19 protein-coding genes are annotated in these 18515 nt (G+C 64.3%); 12 read left to right on the top strand and 7 right to left on the bottom strand.

The window, feature by feature from the left end:
* Positions 1–210: 210 nt before the first annotated feature.
* Complete coding sequence (locus tag PSV40_RS01110) at positions 211–792, bottom strand: Fe-Mn family superoxide dismutase (RefSeq protein ID WP_300533252.1); 582 nt, start codon at positions 790–792, stop codon at positions 211–213.
* Positions 793–857: 65 nt separating this feature from the next.
* Positions 858–2153: an exodeoxyribonuclease VII large subunit gene (gene xseA / locus PSV40_RS01105; protein ID WP_300533250.1), complete on the bottom strand. Its 1296-nt coding sequence runs from the start codon at positions 2151–2153 to the stop codon at positions 858–860.
* A 341-nt stretch (positions 2154–2494) separates the two neighbouring features.
* On the opposite strand from xseA, the gene PSV40_RS01100 reads away from it, so the two are divergent.
* The 6 genes from PSV40_RS01100 to adk all read left to right on the top strand — a co-directional run bounded on the left by PSV40_RS01100 (position 2495) and on the right by adk (position 6345).
* Positions 2495–3136, top strand: coding sequence for a MotA/TolQ/ExbB proton channel family protein (locus tag PSV40_RS01100; RefSeq protein ID WP_300533248.1), 642 nt, complete (start codon positions 2495–2497; stop codon positions 3134–3136).
* A gap of 31 nt (positions 3137–3167) precedes the next feature.
* A complete protein-coding gene (locus PSV40_RS01095) occupies positions 3168–3596 on the top strand; it encodes a biopolymer transporter ExbD (RefSeq protein ID WP_300533246.1) in 429 nt (142 codons plus the stop codon).
* 41 nt (positions 3597–3637) lie between these two features.
* Positions 3638–4648 (top strand): tetraacyldisaccharide 4'-kinase, encoded by a 1011-nt coding sequence (gene lpxK / locus PSV40_RS01090; protein WP_300533295.1) that lies wholly within the window; start codon positions 3638–3640, stop codon positions 4646–4648.
* On the top strand, positions 4629–4811 hold the full coding sequence (locus tag PSV40_RS01085; protein WP_096662311.1) for a Trm112 family protein: 183 nt from the start codon (positions 4629–4631) through the stop codon (positions 4809–4811). The genes lpxK and PSV40_RS01085 overlap by 20 nt, the downstream gene beginning before the upstream one ends.
* A gap of 10 nt (positions 4812–4821) precedes the next feature.
* The gene (gene kdsB, locus PSV40_RS01080; RefSeq protein WP_300533245.1) at positions 4822–5580 is read left to right on the top strand and encodes a 3-deoxy-manno-octulosonate cytidylyltransferase; all 759 of its coding nucleotides are present in this window, start codon (positions 4822–4824) and stop codon (positions 5578–5580) included.
* A 108-nt stretch (positions 5581–5688) separates the two neighbouring features.
* Positions 5689–6345, top strand: a complete 657-nt coding sequence (gene adk, locus PSV40_RS01075) for an adenylate kinase (protein WP_300533244.1) — start codon at positions 5689–5691, stop codon at positions 6343–6345.
* Between the two features lie 78 nt (positions 6346–6423).
* Here adk and PSV40_RS01070 read toward each other — a convergent pair whose 3' ends face one another.
* From PSV40_RS01070 to PSV40_RS01060, 3 genes are read right to left on the bottom strand one after another with little or no spacing between them, the layout of a single operon-like run.
* Positions 6424–6903, bottom strand: a complete 480-nt coding sequence (locus PSV40_RS01070) for a DUF6152 family protein (RefSeq protein ID WP_300533242.1) — start codon at positions 6901–6903, stop codon at positions 6424–6426.
* A gap of 27 nt (positions 6904–6930) precedes the next feature.
* The gene (locus tag PSV40_RS01065; RefSeq protein WP_300533240.1) at positions 6931–7350 is read right to left on the bottom strand and encodes a hypothetical protein; all 420 of its coding nucleotides are present in this window, start codon (positions 7348–7350) and stop codon (positions 6931–6933) included.
* Between the two features lie 4 nt (positions 7351–7354).
* Positions 7355–8314 (bottom strand): asparaginase, encoded by a 960-nt coding sequence (locus PSV40_RS01060; RefSeq protein WP_300533238.1) that lies wholly within the window; start codon positions 8312–8314, stop codon positions 7355–7357.
* Between the two features lie 126 nt (positions 8315–8440).
* Here PSV40_RS01060 and lexA point away from each other — a divergent pair, with 126 nt between their 5' ends.
* The 3 genes from lexA (at position 8441) to PSV40_RS01045 (ending at position 10898) form a co-directional block, all read left to right on the top strand.
* Positions 8441–9133: a transcriptional repressor LexA gene (lexA, locus tag PSV40_RS01055; protein WP_170954752.1), complete on the top strand. Its 693-nt coding sequence runs from the start codon at positions 8441–8443 to the stop codon at positions 9131–9133.
* 323 nt (positions 9134–9456) lie between these two features.
* Positions 9457–9690 (top strand): hypothetical protein, encoded by a 234-nt coding sequence (locus PSV40_RS01050; protein WP_300533236.1) that lies wholly within the window; start codon positions 9457–9459, stop codon positions 9688–9690.
* 200 nt (positions 9691–9890) lie between these two features.
* Positions 9891–10898 carry a D-2-hydroxyacid dehydrogenase family protein gene (locus PSV40_RS01045; RefSeq protein WP_300533234.1) on the top strand — a complete coding sequence of 336 codons (1008 nt, stop codon included), beginning with the start codon at positions 9891–9893 and terminating at the stop codon, positions 10896–10898.
* Between the two features lie 39 nt (positions 10899–10937).
* Here the strand turns inward: PSV40_RS01045 and PSV40_RS01040 are convergent, their stop codons facing one another.
* Both PSV40_RS01040 and PSV40_RS01035 read right to left on the bottom strand, forming a co-directional pair.
* Positions 10938–12941 carry a hypothetical protein gene (locus PSV40_RS01040; RefSeq protein WP_300533232.1) on the bottom strand — a complete coding sequence of 668 codons (2004 nt, stop codon included), beginning with the start codon at positions 12939–12941 and terminating at the stop codon, positions 10938–10940.
* A gap of 226 nt (positions 12942–13167) precedes the next feature.
* Positions 13168–14805: a hypothetical protein gene (locus PSV40_RS01035; RefSeq protein WP_300533231.1), complete on the bottom strand. Its 1638-nt coding sequence runs from the start codon at positions 14803–14805 to the stop codon at positions 13168–13170.
* A 398-nt stretch (positions 14806–15203) separates the two neighbouring features.
* On the opposite strand from PSV40_RS01035, the gene PSV40_RS01030 reads away from it, so the two are divergent.
* The 3 genes from PSV40_RS01030 (at position 15204) to PSV40_RS01020 (ending at position 18512) form a co-directional block, all read left to right on the top strand.
* Positions 15204–16724, top strand: coding sequence for a 3-hydroxyacyl-CoA dehydrogenase (locus PSV40_RS01030; protein ID WP_300533229.1), 1521 nt, complete (start codon positions 15204–15206; stop codon positions 16722–16724).
* A gap of 150 nt (positions 16725–16874) precedes the next feature.
* Positions 16875–17654, top strand: a complete 780-nt coding sequence (locus PSV40_RS01025) for an oxepin-CoA hydrolase, alternative type (RefSeq protein WP_300533228.1) — start codon at positions 16875–16877, stop codon at positions 17652–17654.
* A gap of 132 nt (positions 17655–17786) precedes the next feature.
* Complete coding sequence (locus PSV40_RS01020; protein WP_077594314.1) at positions 17787–18512, top strand: Crp/Fnr family transcriptional regulator; 726 nt, start codon at positions 17787–17789, stop codon at positions 18510–18512.
* The last annotated feature ends 3 nt before the right edge of the window (positions 18513–18515 follow it).

The following is an 18515-nucleotide window of genomic DNA, read 5'->3' as shown; positions in this document are numbered from 1 at the left end:
CCCACTGCGCAGGTCCGGCGAAGGCTTGCTGCCAGCCCCGGGAGCGCAAGACCCGTGGACGGCCATGAAAAAAGGGCTCGAAGATCAAATCTTCGAGCCCCTTTTTTTTGTTCCAGCCGGATGGTTCCTGCAGGCCTGCCCGGTTCAAAACCAGCTTGTTTTACGCAAAGCCCGCGTCCCGAGGAAGCACCGCGACCAGCCGAACGGATGTCAGGCGAAGTTCTTGGCGGCGAAGTCCCAGTTCACCAGCTTGTCGAGGAAAGTCTCGACAAACTTGGGACGCTGGTTGCGGTAGTCGATGTAGTAGGCGTGTTCCCACACGTCCACCGTCAGCAGCGCCTTGTCAGCGGTGGTTAGCGGTGTGCCGGCCGGGCCGGTGTTGACGATGTCAACCGAGCCATCGGCCTTTTTCACCAGCCAGGTCCAGCCCGAACCGAAGTTGCCGACAGCCGACTTCACAAAGGCTTCCTTGAAAGCCGCGTAGGAGCCGAACTTGGCATTGATGGCCGCGGCCAGCGCGCCGCCTGGTTCGCCGCCGCCGGCGGGCTTCATGCAGTCCCAGAAAAAGGTGTGGTTCCAGATCTGGGCCGCGTTGTTGTACACACCGCCGCTGGACTTCTTGATGATCTCTTCGAGCGTCATGGCCTCGAACTCGGTGCCTTTTTGCAGGTTGTTGAGGTTGACCACATAGGCATTGTGGTGCTTGCCATGGTGGTACTCAAACGTCTCCTGGCTGTAGTGGGGTGCCAGCGCGTCGATGGCGTACGGGAGTGGGGGGAGTTTGTGTTCCATGTTTTTTTCCTCGTGAGGTGTTGTTGATAAAGTGATAAAGGCGGTTTCAACGGGCATTGTAAAAACTAAATCAGCCGCGGTGCAGAAACGGTCAAATCGACCTCGCCGTCGGCAAGGGTAGCGCGCAGCGCCTGGCCGGGATGGGTGGCGCGGGCGCTGGTGACAGCCTGCCCCTGCAGGTCGGCCAGCCAGGCATACCCGCGTTGCAGCACGAGCTTGGGGTCCAGCGGTTCCAGCTTCAGTTGCGCACGCTCCAGCCGGCGTTGCTGCTGCGCCAGCGCTCCCGCCATGGCCTGCGGGAAAGCCAGCGCCAGTCCCTGGAGACGGCTGTTCTCCCGCTGCACACCCGACTGCAGCGCATGCCGCAGGCGCTGCGTCTGCCCGGCCAGCCGGGCTTGCTGGCGTGTCACCAGATGGGACGGCCGGCTCACGCGGGACGCGGCCCAGTCGAGCCGCTGGTTCCGGGCCTGCAGTTGCCGCTCCACGCCGTCCTGCATGCGCCCCTGGGCCAGGTCCAGCGCACCGAGCCAGACGCTTTGCGGCTGGGCACACATTTCGGCCGCCGCGGTGGGGGTGGGCGCGCGCAGGTCAGCACAAAAATCGGCAATCGTGAAATCGGTCTCGTGGCCGACGCCGCACACCACCGGCACCGGCGAAGCCACGATCAGGCGGGCCAGCTGCTCGTCGTTGAAAGCCCACAGGTCTTCCATGGCCCCGCCGCCGCGCACCAACAACAGCACGTCCACCTCTGCGCGTTCGTTGGCCCTGCGCAGGGCCTGGCGCAACTCCTCGGGCGCCTGGACGCCCTGCACGCTGGCCGGGTAGATCACCACCGGAATGTGCGGCGCGCGCCGCTGCAAGGCCGTCACCACGTCATGCAGGGCAGCCGCCCCGAGTGAGGTCACCACGCCGATGGCGCGCGGCAACAGCGGCAAGGGCCGCTTGCGGCCGGGTTCGAACAGGCCCTCGGCCTCCAGCCTGGCCTTGAGCAACAGGAATTGTTCGAACAGGTTGCCCTGCCCGGCTTGCCGCATGGACTCGACCACCATCTGCAGCTCGCCGCGCGGCTCGTAGACGCCGAGCCGGCCACGCACTTCGACCAGCTGACCGTCGCGTGGCGAAAAATCCAGCAGGCCGGCGGCTCGCCGGAACATCGCGCAGCGGATCTGGCCCTGCTCGTCTTTCAGGGAAAAGTAGCAGTGACCACTGGCCGCCCGCGAAAACCCGCTGACCTCTCCTTGCACGGCCACCGGGTTGAAACGGGCCTCCAGGCTGTCGGCAATCGCGCGCAGCAATGAGCCGACGGGCCACACCCGCACACCCGGCGAGGCTCTTTCTGGTGCCCCGGAAGACTCAAACACGCGCAAACCCCCTGATAACTCGGGGGTAATACTCCACAGAGCCGCATGACAGCGGGGTTAAACCTGCGGTTTGCCGGGGAAGCCTAGATAAGTTCATGTAACTCATTGATTTATAAGAACTATATTCTGCTTATTTTTTCATCGTTCTGTCACAGCGCCCATTTGGCGCGGCCTGGCGGCCCGCCGCCGGCTACTTGCTAACAAAGTTATCCACAAGATCTGTGAGTTAGGTCCTACAAGCTTCCGCCTTGCGAAAAGGCGGCGGGCGCACAGCGTTGCTTCCGGGCCGCGCCCATGGCTGGGCCATAATCCACAGCAACTATTTGCCGGGAGACGTTTACTTGTTTTCGATCATACAAGCCGCAGGCTGGCCCATCTGGCCCCTGGTTGCCTGCTCCATACTGGCCCTGGCCCTGGTCATCGAGCGTTTTGTCAGCCTTAAAACCGGAAAAATTGCCCCGCCCAAATTGCTGGACGAAGCCATCACCGTGTCGCGCAGCACGGTTCCCGCCCCCGACGTGGTTTCGCACCTCGAGCAGAACTCGCTGCTCGGGCAGGTGCTGGCCAGCGGTTTTCGTGCGCTCAACACCAACCCGCGCATCAGCGAGGACGATCTGCGCTCCACGCTCGAAGGCGCGGGCCGGCGCGCTGCCCACACGCTGGAGCGTTACCTGGCGGCGCTGGCCACCATCGCCTCGGCGGCGCCGCTGCTGGGCCTGCTCGGCACGGTGATCGGCATGATCGAGATTTTCGGCTCGCAGGCCGGCAGCGGCGGCGTGGCCAATGCCGCCGGCGGCAACCCCGCGCAACTGGCACAGGGCATCTCGATTGCGCTGTACAACACCGCCTTCGGCCTCATCGTGGCGATTCCATCGCTGATTTTCTGGCGTTATTTCCGCGCCCGGGTGGACGGTTACCTGCTCACCATGGAGATTGCCTCCGAGCGTTTTGTGCGCCACCTGAACACGCTGCGCAAATCATGATTTCCCACGCCTGGCACCGCGGAGGCGCAGCATGAATTTCCGCCGCTCATCGCGCGATGAACCCGAGATCAACCTGATTCCGTTCATTGACGTGCTGCTGGTCGTGCTGATCTTCCTCATGCTGTCGACCACCTACAGCAAGTTCACCGAGCTGCAGATCAAGCTGCCGGTGGCCGACGCCGACCAGCAGCGCGACTACCCCAAGGAAGTGATCGTGGCCGTCAGCAGCGACGGCCGCTACATGGTCAGCAAGGTGCCTGTTCCCGGCCGCAGCATCGAGGCGCTGAGTGCCGCCATCAGCGCGGCGGCCAAGGCCGGCAAGGACAGCGTGATCATCATCAGCGCCGATGCCAGCGCCACGCACCAGTCGGTCATCACCGTGATGGAAGCGGCCCGGCGCAGCGGCCTGACCCAGATCACCTTTGCCACCCAGAGCGCGGCGCAGGCCGGCGCCCGGTAAACGTGGTAACCCGGCTGCAGCAGGCCTGGCTGCGGCGCGGCATGCTCGCCTGCCTGCTTTGGCCGCTGTCCCGGCTGTACGGCCTGCTGGCCGAGTTGCGCCGGCTGGCCTTCCGGGCCGGCTACTTCAGATCTGAACGCCTGCCCGTGCCGGTGGTGGTGGTGGGCAACGTGGTGGCGGGCGGAGCCGGCAAGACCCCGGTGGTGATTGCCCTGGTGCAGCACCTGCAGGCCCGCGGTCTGCAGGTCGGGGTGGTCTCGCGCGGCTACGGGCGTACCAGCCCGCATTGCCTGGAGGTGTTGCCGGGCACCCCCATCGAAGCGTCGGGCGATGAGCCGGCCCTGATCTGGCGGGCGACAGGCGCTCCTGTTTTTGTAGCATCCCGGCGCACCGAGGCCGCGCGTGCGCTGCTCGCTGCCCATCCCCAGACACAGGTGATTGTCTGTGACGACGGCCTGCAGCATTACGCGCTGCAGCGTGATGTCGAGATTGCGGTGTTCGACGAGCGCGGCGTCGGCAACGGCTGGCTGCTGCCGGCCGGCCCCTTGCGCGAGCCCTGGCCGGAACGCCTGCGACGCGGCGTGCGCGCCGGCGGGCGCGGGATTGACCTGGTGCTGCACACCGGCGAACACGCCGCCCTTAGGGGTTTTTCGGGCTTTGGCTCGACGCGGCGCCTGGCCGACCACGCGCTGCGCGCCGACGGCAGCCGCGTGGCACTGGAGAGTCTGGCCGGCCAGCCGCTGCTGGCGCTGGCCGGCATCGCCAAACCCGAGGCCTTTTTTGCCATGCTGCGGGCCCGCGGCCTGGTACTGACGGAAACACGGGCACTTCCCGATCACTACAGTTTTGATAGCTATCCGCGCCCGCAGGACAAGGGCTGCACCGTGATTTGTACCGAAAAAGACGCGGTCAAGCTGTTTCCCCGGCAAGCGGATGTGCTGGCCGTGCCGCTGGAGTTTTCACCCGAACCGGCCTTTTTCACGGCGGTCGACGCCTTGCTGGTCCCCCTGCTTTCTCCATTACCATCCTCCCATGGACACCAAACTGCTTGAACTGCTGGTCTGCCCCGTGACCAAGGGCCCGCTCGACTACGACCGTGAAAAACAGGAGCTGATCTCGCGCAGCGCACGTCTGGCCTACCCCATCCGCGACGGCCTGCCGGTGATGCTCGAGAGCGAGGCGCGCACCCTCACAGACGAGGAACTCGGGCTGTGACGGTCCTGGCATGAGCTTCACCGTCCTCATCCCGGCCCGCCTCGCGTCCACCCGCCTGCCCGACAAACCGCTGGCCGACATCGCGGGCATACCCATGGTGGTACGGGTGGCGCAACGCGCCTTGCTTAGCGGCGCATCGCGCGTCGTGGTGGCCACCGACAGCCCACGTATTGCCGAAAGCTGCGCGGCCTTCCAAGTCTCGACGGTTTTAACCCACGCCGATCACCCCAGCGGAAGCGACCGCCTGGCCGAAGCCTGCAATCTGCTGCGGCTCGGTGACGACGAAGTGGTGGTCAATGTGCAGGGCGACGAGCCGCTGATTGATCCCGCGCTGATTGACGCGGTGGCGGGTTTACTCGCCGATCGGCCCGACTGCGCCATGAGTACCGCCGCGCACGCCATCAACTCGATCACAGACCTGAACAACCCGAACGTGGTCAAGGTGGTGCTCGATGCGCGCAATACTGCGCTGTACTTCAGCCGTGCGCCCATACCCGTAGCGCGTGATGCCGGCGGTCAGGCTTGGTGGGGTGCCGGCAGTCAGTTGCCGCCGCCGCTGCGCCATGTCGGCATCTACGGCTACCGCGTCGGCTTCCTGCGGCAGTTTCCGGCCTTGCCGCAAGCACCGCTGGAGCAGCTCGAGCAGCTTGAGCAACTGCGCGCGCTCTGGCACGGCCACCGCATTGCCGTCCACGTCACCGCGCAGGCGCCCGGACCTGGCGTCGACACCCCCGAGGACCTGGAGCGCGTGCGACGGCTGTTTGTGTAAGCTGCGCGCAGGGGACGCATGCTATCCTTCAGCTCAAAATAATGTGAGGCCGGGGCCGGCATCAGGCCACCCGCCCGCTGCCGAATTCATAAAAATCCAAGGACATCCATGAGACTGATTTTGTTGGGCGCGCCAGGCGCTGGCAAGGGAACACAAGCGACCTTCATCTGCCAGAAATACGGCATTCCCCAGATTTCCACCGGCGACATGTTGCGTGCCGCGGTCAAGGCCGGCACGCCACTGGGCGTCGAAGCCAAAAAGATCATGGATGCCGGCGCGCTGGTCAGCGACGACCTGATCATCAACCTGGTCAAGGAACGTATCGCCCAGCCGGACTGTGCCCAGGGCTTTCTGTTCGACGGTTTCCCGCGCACCATTCCCCAGGCCGACGCCATGAAATCCGCCGGTGTGAAGCTGGACTATGTGCTGGAGATCGACGTGCCGTTCGAGGCCATCATCGAGCGCATGAGCGGCCGCCGCTCGCACCCGGCCTCGGGCCGCACCTACCACGTCAAGTTCAACCCGCCCAAGGTGGACGGCAAGGACGACGTGACCGGCGAACCGCTGATCCAGCGCGAAGACGACAAGGAAGAAACCGTGCGCAAGCGCCTCGAGGTCTACAGCGCGCAAACCCGTCCGCTGGTGGCGTACTACTCGAGTTGGGCCAAGGCAGCGCCCGAAGCCGCGCCCAAATACCGCGCGATCAGCGGCATGGGCGGTGTCGATGAAATCACGACCAGGGCCTTCGAAGCGCTGTCGAACTGAGCGCTCTCGCAACACGATAAAAAGGCCGTCTGTCGACGGCCTTTTTGCTGGGCGTCACTCGGCGCCATTCACCGTCACTCAGGCCGGACTGGACCTCAGGCCGTACGCCTTGCCGTCGACAAACAGGTATTCGGCGCGCAGCACCGCGTCCCCCTTCTCGCGGGCAAAGGTGAAGCCCAACACCGAGACCTGCGTGCCGGGTTTGATCTCGGCGACTTTCCAGGCCTGCAGTCGCGTCAGGGGCGCCAGCTCGATCTCCCAGCGCCTGTCCTTGCGCGTGGGCACGACGGCCCTGGCCAGCAACGCCTTGCCATCGACCGGGGCGCTCTGCGCAGGCAACGCGCGCTGGGCAAGGTCGGCCGGCAGCTTCAGTGTGGCTGGCAATTCAATTTCCAGCTCCACATGCGGGTTCTGCCAGAGGGACTTGAGCACCCTGCCCTCGAGGTAAATCGGCCGGTCCTGGTCAAAACCGCTCCAGCCGTGGTGCGCCCGCGCAAAAGGCATCAGGCTGGCGCTGGAAACGGCACATACGGCCCCGATCACGTCACGTCGTTTCATCTGTCAGCTCCTTGAAGGATGGTTTGCTCAGAGATAGGCGATCCAGCGGCCGCACGCCAGTACGGCCAGCCAGATCAGGGTGGAAACCGCCATCTGCACGCGCGCCCAGACATCGAGTTTGTCGAGCGAGCCGCGTCCGTGGAACCAGGCTGCATTACACGCCGCGGTGAATAACAGAAGCATCTTCAGGGTGAAAGCGCGATTCGCCAGCAACTCGGCCGGCTGGGACGCAAACATCAGCAGGCCGGACGCAGCCGCGATGACAAAGCCGCTGAGGGCAAGGCCCAGGCTCAGGCGCGCCAGGTCCCTGACGGGCAAGGCCGCACCCAACCCGAACACGCGCAATTCAAGCAGCACCAGGTTGCCGAGCAACAGCGCAATGCCGCTGATATGCACCATCTCCAGCGCCGGATAAGCCCACAGGTGGGACCTCAGGGCGGCAAACATCGCGTCAGCCGTGCCTGACCATCAATTGAAGCATCAGGTCCACCCGCGCCTTCACCGGGCTCAGGCCCTGCGAATCGGCTATCGCGTCGCCGGCCCTTTGCAACACCCTGCCCTCCAGGCAACGTGTGGCGCGAACCACGCGCACGCCGGCGGCCTGCGCCTGAAGCAGCGCCGCCTCGAGCTCATGGTGCAGCGTGCCGTTGCCCGTCGCCGCCACCACCAGGCCCTGCACCCCGCCGGCCACCAGCGCCTGCACCACACCGGCGCCCGCGCCCGCATAATTCATCACGATCTCGACGCGGGGCCAACCCCGTCCGTCCTGCTGCTCTACTATCTTTTCGATAGCTGCCGGCGCTTGATGGACGGTGGCTTCAGGCCAGTTTCTCACCAGGCGCAAGCGCCCTTCCTCGACATAACCGACCGGCCCGGCATCGCCCGAGCTGAAAGCGTTGAGCCGGTAGGTATGCACCTTCTGCACATCCGGCGCGCCGTGAATGACGCCCGCACACACGGCGAGCACGCCGCGAGCACCGGGATGTGCAGCGACGGCCACGGCGTCCAGCAGGTTCTGCGGGCCGTCGGGCGCCAGCGCCGTGGCCGGGCGCATCGCACAGGTCAGCACCACGGGCTTGCCGGGATGGAGCAGCGCGTGCAGCAACCAGGCGGTTTCCTCCAGCGTGTCGGTACCGTGCGTCACGACGATGCCCTGCACATCGGGCTGCGCCAGAAAGTGGCTGACCCGGGCAGCGAGCCGGGCCCAGACCGCAAAACTCATGTCCTTGCTGTCGATTTGCGCGACCTGCTCGGTCACCAGATCGCAGGAACCCTCGGCCAGAGCCGGCACGGCTTCGACCAGCTGGGCAATGCCCACCTGCGCGGCGGTGTAGCCCGTGTGGTCCGCGGCACTGGCTGCGGTGCCGGCAATCGTGCCGCCGGTACCCAGAATCACGATTTTTCTGTTCATAAGCGTTGAGACTTGCATTCTTTAAAAAACTGGATGAAAATACAGCTACTGGATATTAAAACAGCTCGCCAAGGTTCTTCATCCATTCTGGACGATGGAATCACCTGTTTGACAAGGAGCCCCGTGATGAGCAGCTTCAACGATTTTTCCGACATGCCCAAACTGACTGCACGCCAGCAGCAGATACTTGAACTGATTCAAAGCGCCATTGCCCGCACCGGCGCCCCGCCCACGCGCGCCGAAATTGCCAACGAACTCGGGTTCAAATCCGCCAACGCCGCCGAGGAACACCTGCAGGCCCTCGCCCGCAAAGGCGTGATCGAACTGGTCAGCGGCACCTCGCGCGGCATCCGCCTGCGCAGCGACACCCTGCGCTCCATCAACGAGTCACGCATCAAACAGTTTTCCCTGCCGTTGCAAAGCCTGGCCCAACTCGCCCTGCCTCTGGTGGGGCGGGTTGCTGCTGGCAGCCCCATTCTCGCGCAGGAGCATGTGGACCACACCTATTATTTCGAGAGCAGCCTGTTCCAGCGCCAGCCCGACTACCTGCTCAAGGTGCGTGGCATGAGCATGCGCGATGCCGGCATCATGGACGGTGACCTGCTGGCCGTGCAACAGACGAAGGAAGCCAAAAACGGGCAGATCGTGGTGGCGCGTCTGGGCGATGACGTCACCGTCAAGCGTTTTCGCCGCAACAAGAACCTGATCGAGTTGCTGCCCGAAAACCCCGACTTCAAAACCATTGTGGTCGAGCCCGGCGATGCCTTCGAGATCGAGGGGCTGGCTGTGGGCCTGATACGCAACACCATGCTGATGTAGCTGATGTAGCCATGGTTCGGGCAGTGCGCATGCGTGCACTGCCTCCCTTTTTTCCGCGCAACAGGTGGCGGGCGTTTGGTCGCGTGGACCAACACCCTGGTGCGGCGGTTGTTCAGTTTTCAATCCTGCCTGTGTTTACCTCTACTTCTGGAGTTCTCATGGGAATCGCCGTTTTTTCACGTTCACCCGCTCTCTCACCCCTTTTGTCCTTGCTGCTCTCGCCACTGCAGGCGCTTGCATCCTTGCTGCGGCCAGTATCGCCAGCAACCCCATTGCCTGCATTTGTCGCGGCATCACGGCGCCAGGCGACGGAGGAACTGCCAGTGACCCTCAAAAACACGACTGCGGGCGCCCGCCACGCAGCGACGGCAGGCCACAAGCCTTGTCAAACAGTGGCCAAGGCCACGTCGCCGCGCCGGCTGAAAATCGTCCGCGAATTTGAGGCCGGCGTCAGCCCTTCCTGCGCCGGCCGCATGGTCATTTCGGGCCGAATGGCCGATGTCTGCGCCGAGCTCGACCGCATGGCCCAAAGAGAGGCGGCTGTCCAGGCCGCCTGAAAAACCTTGCGGGTTGGGGTCCTGACCCCTGGTCCTGTCGTCCTGTCGTCCTGTCACAGGGAGGCTAAAACCGTTGCGGCACTTGCTGCCGCGCGGCGGCCCGCAACTGCGAAAGACATCTGCTTTCCTTTTCGGGATGGCTTGCCGTCCTTGTGCCCGCGCCGCCTCACAGGGGAAAAACTTGCAGGCACAATATCGGCATGAATATTGTGATTCTTGACGACTACCAGGATGCGGTGCGCAAACTCGCCTGCGCCGCGAAACTGGACGCTTACCAGGCCAAGGTCTACACCAACACCGTCAAAGGCATGGGCCAGCTCTCGGTACGGCTCAAGGATGCCGATGTAATCGTGTTGATCCGTGAGCGGACGCATTTGCCGCGCCAGCTGATTGAAAAACTGCCCAAGCTCAAGATGATTGCGCAGACCGGCCGCGTCGGAAGCCATGTCGATGTCGGCGCCTGTACCGAGCGTGGCATTGTCGTCGCCGAGGGCGTGGGATCACCAACGGCACCGGCAGAACTCACCTGGGCCCTGATCATGGCCGCCATGCGCCGGATTCCGCACTATGTCTCGCACCTCAAGCACGGCGCCTGGCAGCAGGCAGGCCTGAAAAACGCCTCGATGCCGCCCAATTTCGGCATCGGTTCGGTGCTCAAGGGCAAGACCCTGGGCATCTGGAGCTACGGCAAGATCGGCCAGATCGTTGCCGGTTATGGCCGCGCTTTTGGCATGCGCGTCCTGGTGTGGGGTAGCCAGGCCTCGCGCGCACGTGCCCAGGCCGACGGTTATGAAGTGGCCCTTTCCAAGAGCGAGTTTTTCCGGGACAGCGATGTGCTCAGCCTGCACCTTCGGCTGCAGGACGACACACGCGGGGCGGTGACCCTGGAAGACCTGGCGCAGATGAAAACCTCGTCCGTGCTGGTCAACACCTCACGCGCCGAACTGATCGAACCCGAAGCACTGATTGCCGGCCTGAACCGCGGGCGCCCCGGACTGGCAGCCGTCGATGTGTTCGAGTCAGAGCCCATTTTGCAGGGGCATGCCCTGCTGCGCCTGGAGAACTGCATCTGCACGCCGCATATTGGTTATGTGGAGCAGGAAAGCTACGAAATGTATTTCAGCTCTGCGTTTGACAACGTGGTCAACTTCATCAAGGGCACTCCCACCAATATCGTGAACCCCGGAGCGCTGCAGGTACGTCGCTGATGCGGCCTGCCAGCAAACCCGCAAGCCTGCAACAAAGCCCTAACTTTTTGCCGGCCTGACCGCCGCGGCAGGTGAAGGCGAAGACCCCGACACCTCGAAGTCGATCAGGTTGAAGTCGCCAAATCCGTCTGTCAGGGCTGCGGGCACAGGCGTTTTCAGCGCGGGGGCAAGGCCGGCGGGCAGTCCTGCCGTCGGGATCGGCCCGTCCTTCTCCAGCGTGCCCAGATCAATGTCCAGGACGGCCTCGGCATGCAAGTAGGGGAAATCCACTTCGCGCTCGCCGCCGCACGCCGCAGAATGGGGGTGGATCGCCGTGCGCCCGCCCTGCTCCCCCGCCCCGCCGTGGTGGGCGCGGCTGGGGGGGGCCGGGGCCGCGGCCGCGGCCGGCAAGGAAGGCAGGTCAAAATCCAGCAGGCTTTCACCCTCAGCAGACTGGGACTGCACGATCTCCTTGGCGATACCGTAGAGAAAAAGCAGCTCGCGATAGGCCTCCAGCCCAAACGCTTCCGCGCTAGCCCCCGGCTTGCGGAAAACCGACTCTTCGATCACCTCCAGGACCTTGGGGGTCGGCCACAGCGAGACGATGCGGGACAGCGCCGCCTGGTAGGCCTCCAAACCCGGACCGGTGCCCGAGTACGACTCGAACGCAGGCAGGTCGGCGTTGAACAGCCGGTTGAATTCAGCGCGCAAGCCCTCGAAATCCCCGCGCCGCTTGAGCTGGTGGTAAAGGCTGAACAGATCCAGATAGACCAGCGCGCTGGTTTGAACCTCTTCGGAAATATGGCTGCGCAACACCGCCACGGCCTGTTCGTGCTTTCCGATGGAGATGAAAAATTCAACCTGGTGCTGGACATCGAAAAGTTCTTCGGCTTTGACTGCACGCGGCGTGTGGGGCATGCTCAGCGCGAAATCCACCCGGTCGCGGCGCGACACGGGAGGTGGGGGAGCGGCCGGGGCCCTCGGCACTGGCAAAGGTGTGCCGCCCTTGCGTTGCGCGCCCTCCTCCCTGTCCTGTGAGGCCAGGTACAGCAGGTCGCTGTCTGCCGGGAAGCTGTCCGCGTGATCATTGGCATAGGCACCGGTGTCCTGCGCAAACCAGTTCAACTCACCGGGGTTTTTCCTGCGCCACCAGGGGCCGCCAGCGTCATCCGCCCCGAACCCGGCTCGCCGGCGCCGCCATATATAGGCCGCGGTGAGCAGGGCCAGAATCAGTCCTGCAATGCCTGCATAGAGCCAGACGCGCGCGTTGTGCTGCTGTTGCAGTTGGCCCTGGAGCGCGGCCAGCGCATCCCGGTTGATTCTGGTCTCGGCGCTCAGGCGCCGCAGGTCCGACTCCATCGCATTCATCTTGCCGACATCCCGGAGCACATCGCCCGGTTCCGCAGTCAGTGCCTTCCACATGGCTGCCGCCATGGCGCGCTGCTCGGCGCTGGCCGCCGGCAAGCTCAGAAGGTCCCGGGAAACCTTCAGTTGCGGGGGAAATTCCAGCGAGAGATCCAGCGGCTCGAGTGTGAGCCGCGCAACGGGTTTGACGGGCGCACGGACCGCTGTCCTGGCCTGAGCAGGTCCTGCCTGCGCACTGCGCGCCCCTTGCGGCTGGAGACGGCCCGTCACCGGCCTTTGCTTCACATCAGAAAGCACTGGCGGGGCGTCAACCGGAGTGGGGAGTGCCGCCACACGCTCGCGGGACGGCGCTGGCGGGTTAGCAGGAGCGGCGCTTGCCTGCGGGGGCGCCAGGTCGGCCAGCAGCACATAACGTTTTTCGATTGGCGACCCGCAACCAGCACGTACAAGCACGGTCACCACCGGCTCGTCCACCACGGAGGAGGCCCGGACGCGGATCAAGGCCTCCTGGCCGGCGCCGGTCTTCTCCAGGGAAACACGGACCCGGGAATTTTCCACCCGGTTGTCTGCATAAAAAACGTCGGCGCCCAGGCATGCGGTGGCGGAACTCTCGGAACCGTCGAGCACGGCCTGGATGGAAATATCCAGGGCGCGCCCCACGAGGGCTGGTCCCTGGCTGCGACCCAGCGAAACGGCCATCCCGGTCCCCGCCCAGCTGCCAAGCATCACCGCCAGAAGGAACCGGGAAAGGTTCAAGGGGTGAAGAAAAAAGTATGCATGGTTACATTTTGAAACAACGCGAGGCGTAAGTGCCGCCACGTGGGACGCTGACAGGCAGTGGGTGCGCAGGTCGGAGGAAACCCCGGCACTGTGGAGGCCGGGTTGCCCTGCAGGTCCGGGTTTGCTGGCTGGTCGCAGCGCTTTTTCAGGAGCGGCTGGATTTGTCGAAGTCGTCGGGCCGGTAGCCCGTGTCGTAGTCGTCAAAGTCCACCAGCGAGTCCAGCCCCGTCGGCCTCACGGAGTTGGGCGCAATGGACAAAGGTGAGGCCATGGAGGGCGCACCGGTGCGCTGACCGTCCCTGCGCCGTGCCGTGTGCAGCAGTTCCGCAAGGCTGGAGGGTGAGCCGGCCCCTGCACTTTCCGTTCGGAAATCACGCCCCGCCGGCGACATCCTGGCAGTGGCCTGGTTGCCCGCAGGTTTGCTGTCGCTGCCGCCTGACAGCTGGGTCAGGTCAATGTCCAGACCCAGGCGTGGCGAGGATCTCGGCTGCATCGCCAGATCGGGCCAATGGGTGTCACCGCTGCTGCCTGCCGAGCCGGATTCAAGTTCGATGATTTCGCGGCCCACCGCATACAGCAGCAGCAGTTCGCGATACCCTTCCAGGGCCAGCACCTCAGCGCCGTCCCCGGGCTCCCGAAACAGGGCCTCTTCAATGATCCTGAAGACCTGCCGCGTCGGCCAGGCGGCCTGGATCCGCAACAAAATGGCGGCATAGGCGGCCCCCCCCGCACTCGTCGCCACGTAACCGTCAAAAGGCAGGATCCGGGTGTTGAACACCTTGTTGACATCGTCACGCAAGTCTTCGTAATCCTGCAGGTTGCCGGTCTGGTGGTACAGATCCAGCAGGTCCAGATAAACCAGCGCACTGGTTTTGACGTTGTCGACCAGATGCTTGCGAAGCAGCGCGATGGCCTTGGCTTGCTGCCCCATGGAGCTGAAAAATTCCACCTGTTGCTGAAGATCGAACAGTTCCGGAACCTTGACGGTACGCGGCACGAAAGGCACGCTGACCGAGAAGCGGGGCCGGTCGCGCGGCGGCAACGACGGGATGGACTCGACCGCCGGATAGCGGGAGGCGCGCCTGAGCCCGTCGAACAGCGACTCATTGACATCGAGCTCGGCGGAGCGGCTTGCAGCGGCCAGCGTCACGCCTGGCGAGAGGCCGGATTCAGGACTGAAAGTGCTGTGTTCGGAGGAAGAGACGGTGCCCGCCGCTTGGGCGGTGGAGCGCAGGTACAACAGGAACAGCAGGCCCATGACCGCGATGGAAAAGAGTGCGGCCAGGCCATACACAACCACCTTGCCGAATCGCGCGTTCTCGGCCTGCTCGAGCTGGAGCCGGCTTTCGGCCAGCGCTGCCTGGTTGCGCATCATGTCTGCGCGCAATTGGCGAAGCTCGGATTCCAGCGTCTGGACCTTGTTGCCTTCAGTCGTGCCGGCCACCGCTGACGCCGCCGGGGGGGCGCCCGCAGACATTGGCTGCAGATCTGCCGCCGCAAGCGTGGTTTGCAGACTGGCTCCTACCGCGCGCGGTTTGGTTGCCGCAAGCACCACATAACGACGGGTGGTTTTTTGTACGCACCCGGCACGCAGATGCACAGTGACCACAGGTCCTTCGACGGGTGTCGCAGAGCGGATACGGATCAACCAGTCCTGGGCGGTGGTCGCCTTTTCCGGCGTTATCCGGACACTGGCCTTGTCCAGCTGTTTGTCCACGTAGAAAACATCGGCTTCGAGACACAGTGCCTGCGGGTCATCGCCGGCGTCAAGCATCAGCTGCATGGAGAGATCCAGCGGCTGACCCAACACGGCCGAGCGGGTGCTGGGCCCCAGTGTCACCGCCAAAGCACCCGCCGACAGACACAGCCACAACCCCCCTGTCAGAAGGGCACGGTGTTGGAGTGGATGCAAAAAGGTGTTCACTTGGTTGATTCTGGCATGTCCGGCACATACGGAAGGTGCAGACAGAGAGCACTGGGACGAAAAAAGACAAGGCCCCGTGCCCTGCAGGCCCTGGGCCGACCCGTCTGACCCTGCAGCCCACCTCTGCGCACTACCGTGGAGAAACCAGACGCACAAGTCTAACTCGCGCTCCGGGACCGCGCAAACGACGCAGGCCCTGCCAACACCCCTCCAACAGGATGTCGAACGCGGTCCGGGCTGCTGGATAATACTTTTCCATGAAACCTCTTTTTAAAACTGTTGGCCTGGTTGGCACGGGCGCCATGGGCCGTGGCATCGCACAAATCGCCGCTCAGGCGGGCAGCACAGTCAAGCTGTTCGACACCCAGTCGGGCGCAGCCGACAAGGCGCGCGACGCGCTGGCGGCGCAGTGGGACAAACTGGTGGACAAGGGCCGCCTCGACGGCGCGCTGGCCACCGGCCACAAAGCCCGCCTGCTGCGTGCCGACACCCTTGACGATCTGGCCGATTGCGACCTCGTCATCGAAGCGGTTGTAGAACGTCTGGATGTGAAGAAGTCACTGTTTTTGTCGCTGGAAAGTGTTGTTTCCGGACAAACCATCCTGGTAAGCAACACCTCCTCGCTGTCCATCACGGCCATTGCCGCCGGACTGAAGCATCCGGGGCGTTTTGCCGGCTACCATTTTTTCAACCCTGTTCCGCTGATGAAAGTGGTCGAGGTGATTGCCGGCCTCAAGACAGAAGCTGCAACCTGCAGCGCGCTGGCGAACTTCGCGCGGCAGATGGGCCACACGCCGGTGCAGGCCCAGGACACGCCGGGCTTCATCGTCAACCACGCCGGAAGGGCCTACGGCACCGAGGCCCTGCGCATTGTCAGTGAAGGCATTGCCGATTTCGCCACCATCGACCGCATCCTCAAGGACCAGGCCGGCTTCAAGCTCGGGCCGTTTGAACTGATGGACCTGACCGCGCTTGATGTCTCGCACCCGGTGATGGAGTCGGTGTACCACCAGTACTACGAGGAGCCGCGCTACCGCCCCAGCGTGATCACCGCGCAGCGCCTGGCCGGTGGCCTGCTGGGCCGCAAAACCGGCGAAGGGTTTTACCGCTACACCGACGGCGCCCCGCAAACCCCTGCGGAGCCGCCTGTTCCCGTGGTGGCCGAAATGCCCCCGGTCTGGGTGTCGCCCCGGGCGGCGCGCCGGTCGGAGCTGCTGCAACTGCTCAAGAACCTCGGCGCCAGCATAGAGACCGGTGCATCGCCTTCGATGAATGCCCTGGTGCTGGTGGCGCCTCTGGGTTTTGACATCACCACCGTGGCCGTGGTCGAGCGGCTCGACCCCGCACGCACGGTGGGTATCGACATGCTGATCGACGACGCAACCTGCAAGCGCCGCGTGCTGGCGACCAACCCCGCGACGCGCAGCGACATGCGTGACGCCGCGCACGCGCTGTTTGCGCGCGACGGCAAGGCCGTCAGCGTGATTCGCGACAGCGGCGGCTTTGTCACGCAACGTGTGGTGGCCGCCATCGTCAACATTGCCAGCGACATCTGCCAGCAGGGCATCTGCAGCCCCAAAGACCTGGAGACCGCCGTCACGCTGGGGCTGGGTTATCCCATGGGCCCGCTCGCCATGGGCGACCGTTACGGTCCCACCAACGTCCTCGAAGTGCTGTTCAACATGCAGACCGTGTACGGCGATCCGCGTTTCCGCCCTTCCCCGTGGCTGCGCCGCCGCGGAGCGATCGGCCTGAGCCTGATGCACGAAGAAGCATGAAGCACCCCCGTCGGACGCTCACTGCGTGTAGCGCCTTCCCCCCTATAGGGGGCGGCGCCTGCGGCCCGGCGAAGCCGGTTCCGCGGCCCCCGTTTGTATGGGACCATGCTTCCTGCTTGTTCCCTATTTCGCTGTACTGGAAAAACTGACATGGCAGGCGCACTGAAAAGCACCAGCGACGGCGCCACCCTGGTGCTGACCCTGAGCAACCCCGAGTTCAAGAATGCACTCGGCCCGGAAATCTATGCCGCGGGCGTGGAAGCGCTCAACGCGGCCGAGAACAACCCCGACATCCGCAGCGTGGTCATCACCGGGGAAGGCGCCAACTTCTGCGCTGGCGGCAACCTGCATCGCCTGCAGGGCAACCGGCAACTGCCGACGGAGGTGCAAGCCCAGAGCATCAACGGCTTGCACAGCTGGATCGATTCGATACGCACTTTCCCGAAGCCGGTGATTGCAGCGGTCGAGGGCGCCGCGGCCGGTGCCGGTTTTTCACTGGCATTGGCCTGCGATTTCGTGGTCGCGGCAGACAACGCCGTGTTTGTGATGGCCTACAGCAGCGTGGCGCTGTCGCCTGACGGCGGCGGCAGCTGGGCACTGAGCCGTGCCCTGCCGCGCGCGCTGGTCGCCGAACTGCTGATGTGTGGTGAACGCATAGGCGCACCGCGGCTGCAGGCGCTGGGCCTGGTCAACCGCAGCGTCGCCGCCGGTGATGCGCTCAACGAGGCACTGAAACTGGCCGACACGCTTAATGCACGCGCGCCCAATGTGCTGGCCAGCATCAAGGAACTCATCAATGACGCGCAGGCCAACACCCTGAGCCAGCAGCTGGACGCCGAACGCGGGCATTTCGTGCGCAACCTGCACCACCCCAATGGCGGCGAAGGCATTGCGGCCTTTCTGGAAAAGCGGCCGCCGGTCTACGACTGAGCAGGCCCTGGGCGCGCAGGCCATGCCTGTGCAGCGGATGGGTGACCGGGACACCGAGGCGACAGATGGAGGTCTGCGGCATCGTCGCTGGCGCGACAATAGCTCTCTTGTGAGTCACCCAAAAGACAGGCTATGGACGATCCCATTCTTACGATAGACGAAAGAGAGGCCATCAACGGTGGCCGCTGGTTTTCATCCCTATCCCCCTCACTCAGGCACGACATACTTCGATGCGCTTACGTCCAACGTTTCAAGGATGGCGAACTGATCGCCGCCCGCGGCGACCCGCCGGAACAATGGATTGCCTGCGCCAAAGGCGCCGTGCGGGTGAGTTCGACCTCGATCTCGGGCAAGCAGATCACGCTGACCTATGTGGAGCCCGGCATCTGGTTCGGCGATGTGGCTATTTTCGACGGCGACCGGCGCACGCACGACGCCTATGCGCATGGCGAGACCACCATCCTGTGCGTGGCCAAGGCCGACTTCAAAAAGATTCTGGCCGCCCATGTGGAGTTGTACGAGGCCATGCTGCGCCTGCACGCGCGCCGCATCCGGCAGCTCTACGGCCTGGTGGAAGACCTCAACACCCTGCCCCTGCGCGCGCGGCTGGCCAAGCAGCTGCTGCACCTGGTGCGCAGCTACGGCGTCAGCAGCCTCAGCGACGGGCGCGAGGTGCGCATCGGCCTGCAACTGGCCCAGGAAGAACTGGCGCAATTGCTGGGGGCCTCGCGCCAGCGCGTGAACCAGGAGCTCAAGGCCATGGAGCGCGAAGATGCCATCCGCATCGAACCGGGCGGCTTGGTGGTGCGCAACCGCGAAGCGCTGATGCGCATTTCTGAAGCCGACCTGGAAAAATGAAAC

The sequence above is a fragment of the Polaromonas sp. genome (assembly GCF_029945925.1).
Taxonomy (GTDB): Bacteria; Pseudomonadota; Gammaproteobacteria; order Burkholderiales; family Burkholderiaceae_C; genus Polaromonas.
Note: the sequence above shows the minus strand (reverse complement) of the source record. Positions and strands in the feature narration are given on the sequence as shown.

Coding starts and splice junctions, on each gene's coding strand:
- PSV40_RS01040 (WP_300533232.1), bottom strand. CDS start 12,941: ATGGCCGTTTCGCTGGGTCGCAGCCAGGGACCAGCCCTCGTGGGGCGC.
- PSV40_RS01045 (WP_300533234.1), top strand. CDS start 9,891: ATGAATATTGTGATTCTTGACGACTACCAGGATGCGGTGCGCAAACTC.
- PSV40_RS01110 (WP_300533252.1), bottom strand. CDS start 792: ATGGAACACAAACTCCCCCCACTCCCGTACGCCATCGACGCGCTGGCA.
- lexA (WP_170954752.1), top strand. CDS start 8,441: ATGAGCAGCTTCAACGATTTTTCCGACATGCCCAAACTGACTGCACGC.
- PSV40_RS01095 (WP_300533246.1), top strand. CDS start 3,168: ATGAATTTCCGCCGCTCATCGCGCGATGAACCCGAGATCAACCTGATT.
- PSV40_RS01035 (WP_300533231.1), bottom strand. CDS start 14,805: ATGCAGCTGATGCTTGACGCCGGCGATGACCCGCAGGCACTGTGTCTC.
- kdsB (WP_300533245.1), top strand. CDS start 4,822: ATGAGCTTCACCGTCCTCATCCCGGCCCGCCTCGCGTCCACCCGCCTG.
- adk (WP_300533244.1), top strand. CDS start 5,689: ATGAGACTGATTTTGTTGGGCGCGCCAGGCGCTGGCAAGGGAACACAA.
- lpxK (WP_300533295.1), top strand. CDS start 3,638: ATGCTCGCCTGCCTGCTTTGGCCGCTGTCCCGGCTGTACGGCCTGCTG.
- PSV40_RS01070 (WP_300533242.1), bottom strand. CDS start 6,903: ATGAAACGACGTGACGTGATCGGGGCCGTATGTGCCGTTTCCAGCGCC.
- PSV40_RS01085 (WP_096662311.1), top strand. CDS start 4,629: ATGGACACCAAACTGCTTGAACTGCTGGTCTGCCCCGTGACCAAGGGC.
- PSV40_RS01065 (WP_300533240.1), bottom strand. CDS start 7,350: ATGTTTGCCGCCCTGAGGTCCCACCTGTGGGCTTATCCGGCGCTGGAG.
- PSV40_RS01060 (WP_300533238.1), bottom strand. CDS start 8,314: ATGAACAGAAAAATCGTGATTCTGGGTACCGGCGGCACGATTGCCGGC.
- PSV40_RS01020 (WP_077594314.1), top strand. CDS start 17,787: ATGGACGATCCCATTCTTACGATAGACGAAAGAGAGGCCATCAACGGT.
- PSV40_RS01025 (WP_300533228.1), top strand. CDS start 16,875: ATGGCAGGCGCACTGAAAAGCACCAGCGACGGCGCCACCCTGGTGCTG.
- PSV40_RS01030 (WP_300533229.1), top strand. CDS start 15,204: ATGAAACCTCTTTTTAAAACTGTTGGCCTGGTTGGCACGGGCGCCATG.